The sequence below is a fragment of the Nostoc paludosum FACHB-159 genome (assembly GCF_014698835.1).
Classification (GTDB): Bacteria; Cyanobacteriota; Cyanobacteriia; order Cyanobacteriales; family Nostocaceae; genus Nostoc; species Nostoc paludosum.
In genome coordinates, this window is record NZ_JACJTU010000005.1 from 132,094 (window position 1) to 150,404 (window position 18,311).

Annotated in this window: 15 protein-coding genes; 8 read left to right on the plus strand and 7 right to left on the minus strand. The window is 42.3% G+C overall.

The genetic code is table 11. The features are described 5' to 3' along the window. Window positions 1–29 precede the first annotated feature (29 nt). Entirely contained in the window at window positions 30–1,025 is a 996-nt protein-coding gene (locus H6H03_RS07115) for a phosphotransferase (RefSeq protein ID WP_190954443.1), read from the minus strand. 391 nt (window positions 1,026–1,416) lie between these two features. Between H6H03_RS07115 and H6H03_RS07120 the strand changes: the two genes are divergently transcribed. From H6H03_RS07120 to H6H03_RS07140, 5 genes are all read left to right on the plus strand, one after another. Then, on the plus strand, window positions 1,417–1,917 hold the full coding sequence (locus H6H03_RS07120) for an anthrone oxygenase family protein (protein ID WP_190954444.1): 501 nt from the start codon (window positions 1,417–1,419) through the stop codon (window positions 1,915–1,917). A gap of 387 nt (window positions 1,918–2,304) precedes the next feature. Next, window positions 2,305–2,928 carry a class I SAM-dependent methyltransferase gene (locus H6H03_RS07125; protein WP_190954445.1) on the plus strand — a complete coding sequence of 208 codons (624 nt, stop codon included), beginning with the start codon at window positions 2,305–2,307 and terminating at the stop codon, window positions 2,926–2,928. 402 nt (window positions 2,929–3,330) lie between these two features. Then, window positions 3,331–3,681 carry an ArsR/SmtB family transcription factor gene (locus H6H03_RS07130; RefSeq protein ID WP_190954446.1) on the plus strand — a complete coding sequence of 117 codons (351 nt, stop codon included), beginning with the start codon at window positions 3,331–3,333 and terminating at the stop codon, window positions 3,679–3,681. Between the two features lie 33 nt (window positions 3,682–3,714). Continuing rightward, the gene (locus H6H03_RS07135; protein WP_190954447.1) at window positions 3,715–4,713 is read left to right on the plus strand and encodes an SRPBCC family protein; all 999 of its coding nucleotides are present in this window, start codon (window positions 3,715–3,717) and stop codon (window positions 4,711–4,713) included. 378 nt (window positions 4,714–5,091) lie between these two features. After that, window positions 5,092–5,493 (plus strand): VOC family protein, encoded by a 402-nt coding sequence (locus tag H6H03_RS07140; RefSeq protein ID WP_190954448.1) that lies wholly within the window; start codon window positions 5,092–5,094, stop codon window positions 5,491–5,493. A 184-nt stretch (window positions 5,494–5,677) separates the two neighbouring features. Here the strand turns inward: H6H03_RS07140 and H6H03_RS07145 are convergent, their stop codons facing one another. Further along, window positions 5,678–6,790 (minus strand): hypothetical protein, encoded by a 1,113-nt coding sequence (locus tag H6H03_RS07145; RefSeq protein WP_190954449.1) that lies wholly within the window; start codon window positions 6,788–6,790, stop codon window positions 5,678–5,680. A gap of 513 nt (window positions 6,791–7,303) precedes the next feature. Between H6H03_RS07145 and glgX the strand changes: the two genes are divergently transcribed. Further along, on the plus strand, window positions 7,304–9,430 hold the full coding sequence (gene glgX, locus H6H03_RS07150; RefSeq protein WP_190954450.1) for a glycogen debranching protein GlgX: 2,127 nt from the start codon (window positions 7,304–7,306) through the stop codon (window positions 9,428–9,430). A 358-nt stretch (window positions 9,431–9,788) separates the two neighbouring features. On the opposite strand, the gene obgE is transcribed toward glgX, so the two are convergent. The 4 genes from obgE to H6H03_RS07170 all read right to left on the minus strand — a co-directional run bounded on the left by obgE (window position 9,789) and on the right by H6H03_RS07170 (window position 12,401). Then, window positions 9,789–10,811, minus strand: a complete 1,023-nt coding sequence (obgE, locus tag H6H03_RS07155; protein WP_190954451.1) for a GTPase ObgE — start codon at window positions 10,809–10,811, stop codon at window positions 9,789–9,791. Between the two features lie 82 nt (window positions 10,812–10,893). Then, on the minus strand, window positions 10,894–11,178 hold the full coding sequence (locus H6H03_RS07160) for a four helix bundle protein (RefSeq protein ID WP_390841923.1): 285 nt from the start codon (window positions 11,176–11,178) through the stop codon (window positions 10,894–10,896). 141 nt (window positions 11,179–11,319) lie between these two features. Then, window positions 11,320–12,000 (minus strand): Mo-dependent nitrogenase C-terminal domain-containing protein, encoded by a 681-nt coding sequence (locus H6H03_RS07165; RefSeq protein ID WP_190954452.1) that lies wholly within the window; start codon window positions 11,998–12,000, stop codon window positions 11,320–11,322. A 218-nt stretch (window positions 12,001–12,218) separates the two neighbouring features. Next, window positions 12,219–12,401, minus strand: a complete 183-nt coding sequence (locus tag H6H03_RS07170) for a hypothetical protein (RefSeq protein ID WP_190954453.1) — start codon at window positions 12,399–12,401, stop codon at window positions 12,219–12,221. 125 nt (window positions 12,402–12,526) lie between these two features. Here H6H03_RS07170 and H6H03_RS07175 point away from each other — a divergent pair, with 125 nt between their 5' ends. Beyond that, complete coding sequence (locus H6H03_RS07175) at window positions 12,527–13,627, plus strand: glutamate--cysteine ligase (protein ID WP_190954454.1); 1,101 nt, start codon at window positions 12,527–12,529, stop codon at window positions 13,625–13,627. Between the two features lie 212 nt (window positions 13,628–13,839). Here the strand turns inward: H6H03_RS07175 and H6H03_RS07180 are convergent, their stop codons facing one another. After that, window positions 13,840–17,112 (minus strand): efflux RND transporter permease subunit, encoded by a 3,273-nt coding sequence (locus H6H03_RS07180; RefSeq protein WP_190954455.1) that lies wholly within the window; start codon window positions 17,110–17,112, stop codon window positions 13,840–13,842. A 256-nt stretch (window positions 17,113–17,368) separates the two neighbouring features. On the opposite strand from H6H03_RS07180, the gene H6H03_RS07185 reads away from it, so the two are divergent. After that, entirely contained in the window at window positions 17,369–18,265 is an 897-nt protein-coding gene (locus H6H03_RS07185) for a LysR family transcriptional regulator (RefSeq protein WP_190954456.1), read from the plus strand. Window positions 18,266–18,311 lie beyond the last annotated feature (46 nt).

Below are 18,311 nucleotides of genomic sequence, written 5' to 3' on the forward strand. Positions count from 1 at the left end.
GGAGGCCTCCTGCCTCCTGCCTCCTGCCTCTAGTTATTCAAATTTAAAAATTCTCTCAGTAAACTGGGCATCCACTCATCATATTTCTTGCGAGTCACTTCATCCATACTTGATAGCACTGGCAACAATCTCAAGGCTGAGGCAATTGGTGATAACCTTTGTACGAGATGAAATACTTGTGCTAATTTTTCCTGAGTCTCATATTCAACCCATGAATTCAAATAGCATTCTGTGAGTAACTCAAACCAGCATGAGGTTTTTTCTAAACCAAATCTATTCGTTAAGTTTCTATATGTGCTGTGTAGAGTAAAAAACGGGTGAGCAATACTACTATCACCCCAATCAAACAACAGATAGCGCCCATCATGAATAAAAACATTTCCATCGTGTAAATCTCCGTGATGGATTGACTCTGGTACACCATAAGCAGCTAGTCGATCGCACAAGTTTGTAACTAAAGCAGTATAGTCTTGCAAACGTTGATATTCAGCTAAACTAATTCCACCAGGGCGATCGAGATTTAACACCTCAGTATTAGCTAGTAATTCTTTGAACCTAGTAGGCAAAACTGTTAAACGGTGATTTGGGACACCAATTCTCAATAACTCATCTATTCGCTTGGTAGACTCTCTTTGCACTTGGGCATAAATTGGCAGGATTGATTGCCAATGTCGAATGTCATCCTCGGTTTTGAGACTTTCCCGAAGTCGCATTCCACCATCCTTCATCAACAGCCATCCAAGTTTTCCATCTACTGCTAGCACTTGCGGCATAAACTCAGGATACCAGTGCGACAGAACTTGAGTTAGCGATGCTTCATACACAAGCTCTGACATAACTGCTTTGAAGTAAATATAGCCTACATTAGTTGGCAGCTTCAGGACTGTTGACCAATGACGTATGTGAGGCTGCTCAACCGTGCCAATTCGCTCGATACCTTGCCGAGCAAGTTCATCATCTATCCAGATCTTAGCTTTCTCAAGCCAAATTGATTGTATCCAAAGAATGCTGGAAGAATCAGTCATATCCTTTTAGGTTTCTATCTGAACTTTTGAAAACTGACCGCAAGATTTTGATAGTTGCACAAGAATCAAATAGTTAGAAAATAAATTGTTTTCCTAATCTAAAGAAAATTAATTCAATTGAGAAGAAGTATGGCACATTTATTGCCATTGATTGGAGTTGATATGGCCAGCGATCGTATTCTCTTGTTAAACAATAGACCTCTTGCAAAAAACACTTTTGCACTCTTGTGGGAAAAGGGATACATGTTAAAGGGGAAAGGAAAATACCAAACCTTTCCCTTTCCCCGACTTCTGCAAGAAGTCTAATGTAAGTTAGCATCGATCGCCCATTTCTAGAAGAAAATTTAAAAATTTAGTTTTGCTAATTAGTCATCTGTCTGTAGGAGTATTTATGATAACTGTTGACCAGCTGCCTTTTGCATTAAAACTTTTCACTGCCTTGGGCTGCGGACTAGTGGCGGGAGTTTTCTTTGCTTTTTCGACTTTTGTTATGAGCGCTCTTGCTCGACTTCAACCCAGAGAAGGCATTATTGCCATGCAATCGATCAATATCACAGCGATCGATCCGTTGTTTATGGTGGCGCTGTTTGGAACGGGTTTGGCTTGCCTATTTCTGGCGATCGCCTCGCTATCAAAGTGGGATCAACCTGGTGCAGTATACTTACTGCTTGGTAGTCTGGTCTACCTTGTTGGCACTATTCTGGTGACCATCGTCTTCAATGTACCGCTGAATGATGCCTTAGCGATCGCCAAACCAGATAGCACTGAGGGCGCAAACTTATGGGCTAGATATCTCACTAACTGGACACTATGGAACCATGTTCGGACTATAGCAGCATTTGGAGCAGCAGCATTGCTGACTATCGGACTGTGCGATCGAACAGTGCAATAAGTTGTCCTTGCATTTAACGCAGCACATATTTTCGGATTGACTTTTGACGCTTGAGTGTTAACCCTATAGTAGAATAATTCTACTTTTGAGTGAACGCTAGGTGCTTTCTTTGGGGACTTCCAGAGAATAAATTAATCAATTTATTTGGCGTTGCTGATTGAAAATATGAATTTGTCTCACGCAAAGTCGCAAAGGCGCAAAGGTACAAAGAAAAGGAAAGGTAATTTTGGCATTTTATATTCTGATTCAGCAACGCCATTTATTTAAATCATATTCTTCTTTTTCCCCCAGCTAAAAGCTACCTGCCAAGAACTGCCTACACAGCGATTGATTATTTTTTTAATTGGAAGTCCCTTGTTCCCTTTTCCCTGTTTCCTTTTAATAAATATGAGTATTCAAGCCGCATACGATAATTGGTCAACTACATATGATGCTGATGAAAACCTAACGCGGGATTTGGATCGAATCGTTACTAAAGAAACCTTCATGGGTTTGAGATGTAAATCAGTTGTTGAAATTGGCTGTGGCACAGGCAAAAATACGCTGCTGCTGTCACAAATCGCCCAAAAAGTTTATGCAGTCGATTTTTCAGCATCGATGATCGAGAAGGCAAAAGAAAAAGTTAATTCAGCCAATGTGACGTTCATTACAGCAGACATCACAAACCAATGGTTTTGTAACAACGAGTCTGCTGATTCGATCGTTTGTAATCTCGTTCTAGAACACATCGAAGATTTATCATTTATATTTTCAGAAGCATACCGCGTACTTGTTAAGGGAGGATACTTTTTCATTTGTGAACTTCATCCGTTCAGACAATATGGAGGCACACAAGCTAATTTTCAAAGAAATCAAGAAGTGATTCAAATTCCAGCATTTATACATCACCTATCAGATTTTTTTCAAGCAGCAAAAAATCATGGTTTCCTGCTAGAGGATTTTAACGAGTGGTGGCATGAGCAAGACCAAAATAAACCGCCCAGACTTGTATCTTTCCTGTTCAAAAAGTGAAGAAAATCTGGGCTAGTGTGCGTTTTCGCTTTATAGCGATTCCCAGTTCAGTGAGGTACACAAAGTTTGGTTTTTAACGCAAAGGGGAGGCAGCGCGTTGCGGGGGTTCCAAGAGTTGTAGCGACTGCCGTCGCGCACAGTTACACAGAGGTTTAGCCAAATTAGCAATGTATTAAGTACTCCAGTAGATTAGGAAAGGCTATATCGATACAACATTGCTCTAAGTCGTTGCGTGTAGGTGTTTGATAAGAGTCACTGCATTGTCTACTTGGGCTGCATTTCCCTGTTCTGCCATTTCAGAGAGAGTGGCAAGGGACTATGGCTAATCAGCTCTTGACATTTTTGACTAGTACATTTAACCTAGTGGTTAATTAACTAGTTGGTTAAATACTTCCATCCTAAATGTCTAGCGATCGATTGAGCCTCACCTTTGCGGCCCTTGCCGATCCTACCCGGCGGGCAATCCTGGCTCATCTTGCTAAGGGCGAAGCATCGGTGACTGAACTAGCCCAACCCTTTGACATGAGCCTACCTGCCATTTCCAAACATCTCAAGGTGCTAGAACGTGCTGGATTGATCGCACGGAGTCGAGAGGCTCAATGGCGTCCCTGTCGGTTAGAGGCTCAAGCGCTTAAAGACGTAGCAGATTGGATCGAGCAATATAGTCAGTTCTGGGAACAGAATTTAGATCGCTTAGACGAGTATCTACAGGAATTGCAAGCAGAGGAAAAGAAATCCGATCGCGAACCCTAATGTGCGATCGTTCCATTCTTAAGGAGAAACAAGATGTTGAAACAAAATGGCTCTGATTCCACTGAATCCGAACGCAAGATCGTTATTACCCGTGTCTTTAACGCGCCACGAGAACTTGTATTTAAGGCATGGACAGAGCCACAACACATCGCACAATGGTGGGGACCAAAAGGCTTCACAACCCGCGTGACCGAACTGGATTTGCGTCTGGGGGGTCGATGGCGCTACGTCATGATTAGTCCAGATGGCACGGAGTACCCCGCCAAAGGTGTTTTCCGCGAAATTGTACCTCCAGAACGCATTGTCACCACAGATGAATTTGACGAGGGGTTTGAACAAGTCATCAACGCTGAACTACCACAGGGAATCGTGATGACAGCAATATTCGAGGATGTGGATGGTAAAACCAAACTCACACTTGAGATTGTGCATAAATCTGCTAGCGATCGCCGCAAGCATGAAGAGATGGGTGTTGTTGCAGGCTGGAATTCCAGTTTCGATTGCCTCGACGAATTCCTGGCCAAACAAGTCGAACAGCAGCACAATGGTTTCACACTTACCTTGCCATCAGATCGGGAAATCATTATAACTCGTGTCTTCAATGCCCCGCGCCGCCTGCTCTTTGAGGCATGGACTCAGCCTGAACACGTTAAGCGCTGGTTTGGAGGTTGCAGCAGCATGACAATGACCGTCTGTGAAATCGACCTGCGCGTGGGGGGCAGCTGGCGCTATGTCTTGCATGACTCCAGCAACGGCACTGACCACGGGTTCTCAGGAGAATATCGTGAGATTGTGCCATCAGAAAGATTAGTGTCCACCGAACGCTATGAACCAGTTCCCAACAGCGATCGTTTGAACACACTGACCCTGACTGAAGAAGATGGAAAAACAACGCTACATATCCATATCCAACACCAGTCTAGGGAGCAGCGGGATGGACATCTGCAATCGGGTATGGAGGTAGGCCTGCGCCAGACTCTAAACCGTCTCGAAGAACTCCTGCAATCTATGTCAAGCTTTTCGGGAAATTAAAAATAAAGAATTAAAAATTAAAAATTAACATTCCCATAAATAAGTTTAGGAGCTTGAAGGAAGGGCGCTGTATTTCAGACTTCACGGGCGCTACCAATTGATAATTCGTAATACTCGCCAAGGCGTGAGAACCAAGCTACGTAATTCGTAATGACCTGCGCTAATGTAATTAGGAAATTCGGATTTTATTTAGGTTTAAAGGCTTGAATCTGTTGCGGAACTTTAGAAAATTGGGATAACGCACCGTGTGTTTGGTAAATACATTATTCCTTCTTTTCCATAAATGAATTCAGGGGTTTGTATGCTTTTTTAATTTTTAATTTTCCATTTTTAATTTGAGTAAAGGGATGCGTAATTAAGTTAACAAAAGGAGAAAGTATGGCTAAGAAAATTTTTGTGAACCTCCCTGTAAAAAATCTCAATCAATCTGTGGATTTTTTTACGAAACTGGGCTTCAATTTCAATCCTCAGTTTACTGACGAGAGTGCCACTTCCATGATTGTGAGTGAAGATATCTTTGTCATGCTCTTGACTCAAGACAAGTTTAAGATATTTACTCCCAAAGCCATTTGTGATGCCACAAAGAACACTGAAGTATTGGTGTGTTTGTCTTCTGAAAGCCGAGAAGCCGTTGATGACATGGTGAGCAAGGCGATCGCTGCTGGTGGCAAAACTTACAATGACCCACAAGATAGCGGTTTTATGTATGTACATGGGTTTGAGGATTTAGATGGACACATTTGGGAAATCATGTACATGGAACCCAGTGCAGTGAATTAAAGTTAGAAGTAAGGGAACTCTAAGAAATAAAAACAACTAGTAGAAGTTGATGGCTGTTGACTGTCAACAGTAGGATATTTTTTGGAATTCTTTAACGCCGTAGAATTTTTAAGTTGACAGTTTGTAAGCTTTATATTTCTACAAACTGTCAATTTTAGTATCACTCTAGAGGTACAACCTTGAATTAAAAAGAAGCAACAGCATCAGTAACAAAGCCTATTTCTTGGAGTAGCAACTGTAGTTTTGTACTATCAAATTTCGTGTTCTTGTTGTTATTTACCTGCATCTCAGAATAAAAGTTGTGCATTAGTGCAATGATGCTACGGTACTTAACTATGCTGGCAACATAGAAATCATCTAACTTCATTACCCCATGACTATGTATTTGCTCGATATTGTTGAGTAATATGGGTAGCAGTTCACGATGTTGAAAGCTCTTTTGGATGCCATATTTTTCCATCATCCTACGTTTATCATTTTCGGGACATAAATCATAGGACGAGCGAATAAGGTAGCTAAGACTCCACAGGACTTCGCCGTAGTCGTAAAATGTGTTCTGCTCAAAGAAAGACTCTTCATCTTTAGTTAACGCAAAACTCTTGTCCAGTACCAAACCAAAATCGGTTAAATATATCTGTTCGCCATCGGTAAGGATGTTGTGAAAATGCGCGTCGAAATGGATGATTCCCTTCTTCCCCAAAAAAGCAATCGTCATACGCAAGTCATCTAGGGGTTTCTGGAGTAACTTGGGGTTTTCCCATAGCCATGTTTTTAGAATATGCGGTATGTATTCTATGAACAGAACTAACTCATACTTGGCGTTTGCTCTATCTAACAGATAATTCCCAATGTTGGCACTATTTCCCCAGTATTCGACAAAGCTTTTGTGTTCCTCCATATCCACATCTGCACGCCGCCCTTCCAAGGGAATAATCCGATAATGGTACATGAGAGGGAAGTTGGCGATCGCTCCTTCTAATACCCAGTTGGTGGTTTTGATATGTGTCACAAGTTCGCGGAAGACACCTAAACCAACAGAACCAACACCATAATTAAAGTAAGTTGGTAGGTCATAGAGGTTTTTAGTAGAGAATAAGTTGTCATATTCGATGTTTGTAACTGGAACGCGTTTGACAAAGACCTTGGATTCCCCAAGAATTATGGTGTGATTTCGCCCCCACCTCGAACTTTCACTATCATCAAACAAACAATGCAATTGTGCATTATCCAACTGAGCGATTTGTGAACTAAGCTTGAAGTACCTCTTCCTTCTCAGTTCCATATGGTTATTAGCCATTTTTCCCATCCAGCCACAGCTTAAAAATTCAAAATTCAAAATTCAAAATTCAAGACATTTTGAGTTGGGGATTTAAACCCCGACTCAAAATATACTACGTATAGATTTAGGGGTTTTCAACCCTTGAATGTACGATAAAAAATTGATTATTCAACCGTATATTTTTTACTGTTCTCCACATTAGATGCCCTTAAATTTGTCCTCACTGTTGTTTTAAAACATTCTTTAAAGCTAGTAAGAGAGTTGCACAAAAGATATTTTAAGTAAATCTGTAGAATGAGTGAGTTGCTTTTAGTCTCTATGGTGGATGTCAGAGCCTGCGATCGCGAGTTAAATTTTTAAGCTTAAAAGCTTTAATCAATAAACTTGTTAAATAATTTATGAACCCTCTAAATAGAGAGTTTTTGAGTGCTTATTTAAACTTAAAATTTAAATATATTTACTGAAAGCACTTACTTGTGACACGTTGGGCTTTGTCATTAACACCAAAAATTAGTTATTGGAACTTTACTTATGTATGTAGCTGTATGGCCAGGAAATGTATATCCTTTAGGTGCTACTTGGGATGGGAAAGGCACAAACTTTGCTTTGTTTTCAGAGAATGCAACGGCTGTAGAACTTTGTTTATTTGATACAGATGAGAAAGAGATCCGCTTACCTTTGACAGAAAAAAACAATTTTGTTTGGCACGCTTATCTACCAGGAGTAGGGCCAGGGCAACGTTATGGGTTTAGAGTACATGGCCCTTGGGCACCAGAAGTCGGTCATCGCTTTAACCCGAATAAACTACTAATCGATCCCTATGCCAAAGCAATTGATGGTGAAATTAATGATACTCCAGCTATCTTTGGCTACAGTTTAGATGCTCCCGAAAAAGACCTAGCTTTTTCCGATTTAGATAATGCCCACATGATGCCGAAGTGTATTGTCATCGATGAATCCTTTGATTGGGGAGATGACCAACTACTGCGTAGACCGTGGCACGAAACCATTATTTACGAAACTCACGTTAAAGGCTTTACTAAGCTACATCCAGAGATCCCAGAAGAATTACGCGGTACTTATGCTGGACTAGCACATCCAGCTGCAATTCAATATCTCCAACAACTAGGAATCACAGCTGTAGAATTGATGCCTGTACATCAGTTTTTATCTCGTCCAGGGTTTTTAGTAGATAAAGGGCTGAAAAACTATTGGGGTTACGATTCCATCAATTATTTCACACCCCACTGTGGTTATAGTGCTAGTGGAAATCTAGGGCAACAAGTAACTGAATTCAAGCAGATGGTCAAAGATTTGCACTTTGCTGGAATTGAGGTGATTTTAGATGTAGTCTACAACCATACTGGTGAAGGCAATCATTTAGGCCCTACACTGTCACTGCGAGGCATTGACAATAGCGTGTACTACCGCTTGGTCAAGGACGATCCCCGCTACTACATGGATTTTACAGGCTGCGGTAATTCTCTTAACGTGCGTCATGCCCAAGTTCTGAAGTTAATCATGGATAGCCTACGCTATTGGGTAACAGAAATGCATGTTGATGGCTTTCGCTTTGATTTGGCTTCAGCATTAGCGCGAGAACTATATGAGGTAGATAGTCTTGCAGCTTTCTTTGATATTATTCATCAAGACCCAATATTAGCTGATGTCAAGCTAATTGCTGAACCTTGGGACTTGGGAGAGGGAGGCTATCAGGTAGGTAATTTTCCCTTACGCTGGTCTGAATGGAATGGCAGATATCGTGATACTGTGCGAGATTTTTGGCGTGGTGAAGATAATAGTCTCGGACAATTTGCTTACTGTTTTACTGGCAGTCCCGATTTGTATCAAGCAAACGGACGCAATCCTAGTGCAAGTATTAATTTTATCACTGCTCATGATGGCTTCACCCTCAATGATTTGGTCAGTTACAACCAAAAGCATAACGAGGCTAATGGAGAAGATAGCCGAGATGGAGAAAGCCACAACAGATCTTGGAATTGCGGTGTCGAAGGGGAAACTGATGATTTAGAGGTGATAGAATTGCGATCGCGCCAGCAACGAAACTTTTTAGCAACTCTCATGCTGTCTCAGGGTATTCCTATGTTGCTAGGAGGGGATGAAATTGGCTGTACTCAGAAGGGCAACAATAATGTATACTGCCAGGACAATGAACTTTCCTGGCGTGACTGGAGTTTACAAAAGTCGAATGCGGAACTTTTAAACTTTACTCGCGAACTTATCAATTTCCGTCATCAGCATCCAGTATTTAGACGGCGTAAGTGGTTTCAAGGTAGGGCCATTCACGGTTATGGCATCAGTGATATCGGTTGGTTCAATGCTGATGGTACTGAGATGACCGAAAAGCAATGGCTAGTTAGTTATGCCAAAGTAATGCAAATCTTCTTGAATGGTGAGGGGATTGTCACTCCAAGTCCCCGTGGCGAACGTATTATTGATGAAAGTTTTCTGCTATTTTTTAACGCTCACTACGAGATGATTGAGTTTACCTTACCCAATGTTTTCAAGGATAGAGAATGGGAAATGGTGATTAACACTGACGAACCTCGCTTTATTCAACCAGGAAAGTTTATTATCGGCGAACAAACTATACCAGTTACAGAGCGCTCAATTGTAGTCTTACGCCGTTTAATTTAACAACACAACAAGAGGGTGCGTAGTTTACCGCCGCAGGTATGGCTTCCCCATTTTCTTAGAAGCAGCCCCACTGGCGGCGCTGACACCCGCTACGGATGAAATAAACAAGTCAAATCCTCTTCCGTTGGAGCCTTCTGACTTGTAAGTAGGCAACAGACAACAGGCAACAGGGAAGAACTATATATTTACATGCATGACGATGAAAAAATTTTCATCGGGACTGCCTTGTTTCTTGAACAAGTAATGTTGAGCGCAGTCCCTACCTATAACGAAGTTTAGGTAGGGTGAAGCTTCGCTCACTTGGTGAGAGCGAAACCTATATAAACATGACTAGGACTTACGCAGCAATACGAAAAAATTATCGAAATAATTCTTCGGCAGGCTTCATTTGGTCGAGGATTTCCCAGATTTGCTGTAACATTGGTTCTAAGCCAGTGCGGGTAACTGCTGAAATCAAAAAAACTGGGGCGTAGGAGAGATGATTTAGTTGGGTAGCTAATGCTTCTAAATCGACAGTTTCGCGATCGACTGCATCAATTTTATTTAACGCCAAAATTTGCGATCGCTCTGCTAAACCTCTTCCATAAGCTTTTAATTCTTGCTGAATCGTGTTATAATCGCGAATCACATCATCGCTAGTGGCATCAATCAAGTGGAGTAGCACCCGTGTGCGCTCGATATGACGTAAAAAATCATGTCCTAGTCCAGCCCCTCCGGCAGCTCCTTCAATTAGTCCGGGAATGTCAGCGAAAACAGTACCATCACCAGTAGGTTTGCGCACTACACCCAAATTGGGGATCAAAGTCGTGAAGGGGTAGTCTGCGATTTTTGGACGTGCAGCTGATAAAGATGAAATTAAAGTCGATTTACCAGCATTTGGTAAGCCAATAATCCCGACTTCTGCCAAAAGTTTCAACTCTAAGCGCAACTGCTTGATTTCCCCAGGTAATCCTGGGAGAGCGTATTCTGGGGCGCGGTTACGGTTGCTCAAAAAATGCTGATTTCCCAGTCCACCTTTACCGCCTTGGGCAATACGTAAAGTCTGCTGAGGCTCAGTTAAATCCCCCAACAATTCCCCAGTTTCGGCATCATAAACAGCTGTACCGCAGGGAACTTCAATAATCAAATCTTTGCCATTAGCCCCAGTGCAATTATTCGGGCCTCCACGACTACCGTTTTCGGCTTGAAAGCGATGATTGTATCTGAAATCCAGCAAGGTTTGTAAGTTTTGATCGGCAACGAAAATTACCGAACCACCCCGCCCTCCGTTACCACCAGAGGGGCCACCAGCCGGCACATATTTCTCCCGCCGGAAGGCGACAATACCATCGCCGCCATTGCCAGCTGCAACTTCAATTTCTGCTTGGTCAATAAATTGCATAATTAGCCATTAGTCATTAGTCATTGGTCATTAGTCATTGGTCATTAGTGCAGACAAGGATTAACCCAAGTCTTTCCAATGGTCATTGGTCATTTGGAATATTGCCAATTGACTTTAGGTATAGGTTTAATTGGGGTGCAAGGTCATTAATGATTAGTTTGAGTGCATCTACCTGTCGATCTGTTAACAGGTTACGGCTATATGCTCGTCTTAGCCAGTGTTGAGTTTCATATAAAGACCCCCTCGCTATTCTGACGAATCGCCGATTCTTTTGATAACTCCCTCGTCCCATTCCTTCTGCTATGTTGGCACTAATGCTATCCGCTGAACGGATAATCTGTTTACCTACTGTATCTTGCGCTCCCATCCATTAACGATTTTCCAGATGTCGTCAGCTAATCTTTGTGCCAATTGATAAACCCGTAAATCTTGAAACCTCCTACTTGACATTATGCTGCCTAATTAATGACTAATGTACAGACGCGATTAATCGCGTCTCTACTAATGACTAAATATATGGCGAAACATCTTCACCGCATTTATCTGCTAAATAGGAGAGGGCACGGAAACGTAAGCCCACCAGTTGTTCGTACAATGGGTTAATTTTACACATCGGTGGAATATGGACAATTTTGTGTCCAAATAAAGTGACATCACGCTCAAAGGGACACTGGGAGGGAATCATTTTACACAAAAACCGGGCTACTCTTGGGTCTTGGATATCTAGTCCATCGAGCCACTCGCGCAGGGGATGTAGTGCGTCAATTTGACGTTTTGTGAGTCCAGTTGCAGAGATAGTGGGGGTAATTTGCTCTGGATGTTCTAGGGTGTGGCGGAGGGCTTCGAGTATATCCTGTGGTTGTTCTAAGGCTTGGCAGAACTGTTGCAAAACCTCATCTTCGGTAGGAGAATAAGTACCATCTGCGATCGCTACCATCACCGCTGTCCGTAAGAAATTTTCTGCTGCTGGGGTACCTTTGCCCAACACTACGGCTAGTTCCTCAGGCGAAATGATTTCTGGCGAGTCGTCCCATTGAATCTTAGGAGCTAATTCATCTTTAGTAATGCTGGCAATTATTTGTTGTTCGTGTTCATCAAAATTGCCATCAGCCCAAGCAATAGTAAGCAGTCCACGCAACCAAGCGGCAATTTGTTCGCTGCTGTAGGGGGATTGAACAGTACTTGTCATAAACTTACGCTTCACGCTTTCCTTGGTCACTACTAAGCTACCCTACCTGGTGACTGTGAGGATAGTGGGTGGAGTAGCAGCTTGTAAATCAACTTAACTTTATCGTCTAAATAGGCTTGTGATGATTTAAGGGTGGGGTTGCTGGGTTGCCGATCGCTTTTGCAACAACAGCGATAACCTTCAGTAAATCGCAAAGTTTTGCTAAAGGGCGATCGCCTTCATACTAAATTGCTCTCAAACAAAATATTCCCACTCCCCACTCCTTGCCATATAACTACCGGACTTGATATAAAATCTATCTCAGAGTCCTCTTGAGAAAATCTTTTAATTATTTCACAAGCACAAGTTAATGCTTCTAATGCAGTATCCATGAGTAAAACCAAAGTTAACTTGGATGTCATTCAAGATTTTCCATTGACTTACCAGACTTTGTGGTTATCGGGCGACAGTTTTTTAATCAAACCAAATGGCGTCAATTAATCGCGGCTTCTGTTGATGTTAATTATTATTAATTGAGGTTTACATAATGTTTCATTTTGGCATTGAACATGAAGTTGCTTTCTTAAACAAAGAGGGAAAGTTTGCTGATTTTTCCCATACCAAATTTGCTGATTTCAATCAAATTATTGAAAAGCTACCTGTATACGCCAGCGATTATCCTCAGCTGCGCGTCGGTGATGCGGGTATTAAGAAAAAGAGATGGTACATTGAAGGATTTGAAAGATTTGCAGATTCCGACCAAGTGATAGACTGTCATTCTAAAGGTATCGAAATTAGAACAACTATACATTCTAATATTCACAGTGCTATTACTGAATTGTCAGAAAGTTTCCGCTTATTATGTGAGGTTGCTGCTAATTTTAGTTTCTCACCCGTTTTAGTCAGTTTTAATCCATACAATCCCATTTTTGTACCTCAACCACCATTAAATGATTATGAAATCAAACAATTAGAGACTGAACCTGACGAACAAACTGCTAATATTCACATGGTGACATACGGCCCAGATTTAAATATTTCACTAGCAGATTTGTCTAGTGAAAATCTAATTGATATTGGCAGAAAATTAACTTATTACAGCCCCTACATTGTCCCTTTTAGTTATAGCTCCCCTTTTTATAATGGAGCTTTATGGGATGGATTATCAGTAAGAACATTTATCCGAACAGGGAAAAGACCAGCAGCCCTAGTTTTTGTTGAGAAACAGGAACAACTGATTAATAGCAGACCTTCCTTAACAAAAATCGCCCGCATTCCCGCTGAAGTAGGTCGGATTGAATTTAAGGCTTGTGATAGTTGTGATGATTTCTCGATTTATGCAGCTTTACTGGCATTATTGAAAGGGTTGGTGTTAGATAAAACCTTACTGGGTAGAGCAACAGTACCTGATGCAGCTTTGCACCAAATATCTGCAAAAAAAGGCTTTGACAATGAGGATATTTTTGGCAATGCAACAAAAGTTTTGCAAGCAGCTGAAATTGCATTAGGAGATGACCCAGATGTTCATTTTTTAACACCATTAAAAAAGCTGCTCGCCAACCGAAAAACAAAGTCCCATGAATTAATAGAAAAGTTTCATCGTTTAGGTTCAATAGAAGAGGTAATCAGGCAGACTTATCAGATTTAGAAGGGAGCAGGGGAAAGGGGAAAGGTTAAAGGGGAAAGGGAAAAGGGTAAAGGGAAAAGGTTAAAGGGGAAAGGTTAAAGGGAAAAGGTTAAAGGGAAAAGGAATAAATTTAATCTTACCCCTTTTCCCCTTACCCCTTTCCCTTACCTCTTACCCCTTTCCCTTTTTCCTTTACCCCTTAGCCCTTTCCCTCTCCCCATGCCCCATGCCCATCAAGCAGTTCTTCCATCATGCTGTTGGCTTGAGCCAGCAGGCAAAGCTCTATGTCCATCCGAAGTTCCATTTGGAGAATCTGGAGGATTTGAGCCTCCCCGTCGCTGACGAGAGAATATAGATTGAGCCAAGGTCTTAACCAGAATGTAAAGAATTGGCACTAAGAACAAACTCAAGAACGTTGAAAGCAGCAGCCCGCCAAACAGTGCTGTCCCTAAAGACCAACGGCTACTTGCTCCAGCGCCTTCAGAAATTACCAAGGGCAAAAATCCTAACAGTGCTGCAAAGGAAGTCATTAAAATCGGTCGCAAACGTTCTTGGCCAGCTTTCACCGCCGCCCGCGTGTAGCTCATGCCCTGCTCGTGCAGTTGATTAGCAAATTCCACAACTAAAATCGCGTTTTTCGCGGCTAGACCAATCAAAGTCACCAGACCTACTTGGCAATAAATATCATCTACTACTTTGGGAAACAGGCTACCTGCCATGAAAATATTCGATCGCAACCAAATCGCTGTCATTGCTCCCAAAACCGCCAGAGGAACTGTCAGCAAAATAATAATTGGGTCAATGTAGCTTTCATATTGAGCCGCCAGCACCAAAAATACAATCACGATCGCTAAAGCAAAAATCAGCCCAGTGGCTCCTCCAGATGTCTTCTCTTGCAAATAAGTCCCTGTCCACTCATAACCAAATCCCTGGGGTAAGACCTCTGCTGCGACTTCTTCCATCGCTTTAATCGCCTGTCCAGAACTCGCACCAGGAGCCGGAGCGCCTTGAACTTTGATTGAGCGATATAAGTTGTAATGGGAGATTGTTTTTGGCCCCACAAAGGGAGTCACTTTCACCAAACTGCCCAAAGGAATCATCGCCCCAGTTGTTGAGCGAACATACAACTTGTTAATATCATCAGGATTTGCGCGGTAAACTCCATCTGCTTGGACGTATACACGGTACTGTCGCTGTCCCTGGACGAAGTTATTCACATATTGCGATCCCAAGTAAGATTGCAATGCGCCAAAGATATCATTAATTTCGACATTGAGAGCTTTGGCTTGATTGCGGTTTACCTGGATGTCAAATTGCGGAGTATTTGCGGTGAACTGAGTGAAGACTCGTTGCAGAACTGGTTTTTTATTTGCTGCGGCAATGAATTTTTGAGTAGTCTCAACCAGACTTTCAATCGGCGCACTGCCCGTGCGGTCTTGAATGATAAACTCAAAACCACCTGTAGTACTTAAGCCTCTGACAGGTGGAGCATTCACAGCGATCGCTCTAGCTTCGGTAATAGCACCCAGTTTTTTGTTCAGTCTCTGAAGTATGCCATAAACAGATTGAGATTCTTCAGTTCTTTCTTTCCAAGGTTTCAGGTTTGCAAAGGCAATGCCTAAATTAGAAGCATTGCCATCGAAACCAAAGCCACTAATCATAAAACTAGCTCTGACTTCTGGAAGCGCCGTAACTTCCTTGGCAACCCTTTCCATCACCGATTCTGTGTATTTTAAAGAAACTCCGTCAGCCCCTTGGACAATTACAAAGAAGTAGCCTTGGTCTTCCTCTGGAATAAATCCGGTAGGTACTGTTGTGTACATGAAACCCGTTGCTAATAAACCAGCAATGAAAACTCCAATTACAACCACTTTAATATGGGTAAGGAAGCTAACAAACCTGACGTATCGGCGCGTAAACCAGCTAAATCCCCGATTAAACTGCGTAAAAAACCAGCCCAAAGGACCGCGTGGAGTCTGGGCTGGGCGCATGAGGATCGCTGCCATACTCGGAGAGAAGGTTAAGGCATTGAAAGTCGAAATGGCGATGGAGCAAGCAATGGTTAACGCAAATTGTTTGTAAACAATCCCAGTGGTGCCGGGAATGAATGCAACAGGAATGAATACCGCCATCAGTACAAGGGAAGTGGCGATGATTGCCCCGGTCAACTCCTTCATCGCTTCCACGGCTGCCTGAAACGGCTTCATTCCCTGTTCGAGTTTGACTGCAACGGCTTCCACCACAATGATTGCATCATCGACGACAATACCGATCGCCAGTACGAAACCAAATAAGGTGAGTGTATTAATTTGAAATCCTAAAACCAAAAGAGCCGCACATGTCCCAATCAAGGACACGGGGATCGCAACGGTGGGAATGATTGTGGTGCGCCAGTCTTGCAAAAAAACAAAAATTACTAACACCACCAGCGCGATCGCCTCAACCAGGGTGTGTAGCACCTCTTCTAAGGAAATTTCCACAAAGGGAGTGGTATCAAATGCTAGCTGTGCTTTCAGCCCTGGTGGAAAATTCTTTGCTAGGGTTTCAATTTGTTCTTCCACAGCATGGGCAACTTGCAAGGCATTACTACCTGGAAGTTGATATATCCCTAAGCCCACAGCCGGCTTGGGAGCATTTCCTGGGATAGTAAATCTGGCATCAGCAAGATAACTCTCTGCCCCTAGTTCAACTCGACCGACATCTTTGACTTTAACTAGGGTGTTAGCAGTGTCGCCTTGGCCCACCTTTAACACCATCTCCCCAAATTCAGCTGCATCTTTGAATCGACTGGTTGCCCGTAAAGCAAATTCAAAGCTTTGATTATCTGGCGCTGGTTCCTTACCAATTGCCCCTGCACCCACCTGAATATTTTGTTCTTGCAGGGCAGTTGTCACATCTTGAGGAGTTAACTGATGTTGAGCAAGCTTATTGGGATCGAGCCAAAGACGCATCGCATATTTGCGTTCTCCAAAAATCGTAGCTTTTCCTACACCAGGAATGCGTTTAATTTGATCGAGAACGAATAAATCAACATAGTTACTAATAAAAATGTTGTCATATTCATTATTCTCTGAGTAGAACCCATAGACGAGAAGCAAACTACTTGATGCCGTTTCAATTGTGACACCTGTTTGTTGAACACTACTCGGCAATTGAGGTTCAGAGAGAGCTTCTTTATTTTGAACGTTTACTTGAGCAATATCGCTATTAACACTAGTTGGAAAAGAAACAGTTATATTGCTTGAGCCATCATTACCTGTATTAGAAGATATGTAAGATACATTTTTAACACCATTAATTTGTCGTTCAATAATATTAGTAACAGTGCTTTCTGTTGTTTGAGCATCCGCACCAATATTGTTAGAACTAACAGTGATTTGCACCGGAGCGAGATCTGGTAGCTGAGAAATCGGCAGGATAGGAATACAAATGCTTCCCAGCAACAAAATGATGAATGTACAGACGGTCGTCAGAACTGGACGCCTGATGAAAGTATTGACAAACATAAGTTAGGGAATAGGGCATGGGGCATTGGGCATTGAGCATTGGGCATTGAGCATTGGGTATTGGGTATGGGTGGGAAGCTTTTTTATAATTTACCCACACTTTCCCCTCTCTCTCACCTCTTTTACCTGCGTTTATCTTCTTCATTTCCCCATGCCCAATGCCCCATGCCCATTAGAAATTTTTATCGCAAACTGCCTCAAAAGTCCAAGATATATTGCTATAACCAAAAAGAATAGATAAAAACTAGCAAACAGCATGGATGCGGACTTACGCTTGCTTCGTTACTTTGTTGCGGTGGCCCAAGAGTTAAACTTCACCCGTGCTGCTGAGCGGTTATATATCTCACAACCAGCATTATCTAAGCAAATTCGCCAACTAGAACGAGAATTGGGCATTGAACTACTACGCCGTAATAGTCGAGAAGTGAAGCTGACTGCTGCTGGTGAAACACTCTTGCCTTTAGCTCAAGGACTGATTGAGGATTGGCAGTTTACCTTGTTAATGTTGCGAGAAGCAGCAGCAAGGGAAACGCAGACATTACGTGTTGGTTTTATTTGTAGAATTGGCAGCGAATTAACGAAATCTATCCTTTCACGGTTTCAAGCCCTACAACCAGGATGGAAGGTAGCGATTCGCTTCTTTGAGTTTTCAGATCCCACAGCTGGACTACTCTCTGGTAATACTGATGTTGCCCTATTACGGTTACCAGTTCCCAAACAAGAAAAATTATTGACTGAAATCTTATTAGTTGAACCAAGATGGGTTGCTCTATCATCTGACCATCCGCTAGCGCAGCGTGAAGTTTTGCACATAGCAGATTTGGTTAATGAACCATTTATTACAGTACCTGCTGAAGCAGGAATCTGGCGAGATCACTGGCTAGCAAAGAATGAACGTGACGGTCATCCAATTGTCTTTGGTACGGAAGTAAATAATACTAATGAAGCAATGGAAGCAGTGATTAATGGTCAAGGAATAGCACTAGTGTCGGAAACCACTACACAAGTTTACGCGCTGTCTGGACAAACTTTTCGCCGAGTTCAGGATGTCAGCCCCAGTGTGTTAGCAGTGGCGTGGCGACGAGATTCTGTAAACAACGTAGTTGAAGATTTTGTCCAAGCTTGTCTTGATGTATGTCAGCCCAGTAGTTGACCAGAAGAGGACTTGCTTTTTGAATTTGTATGTGATAATTTCTGTT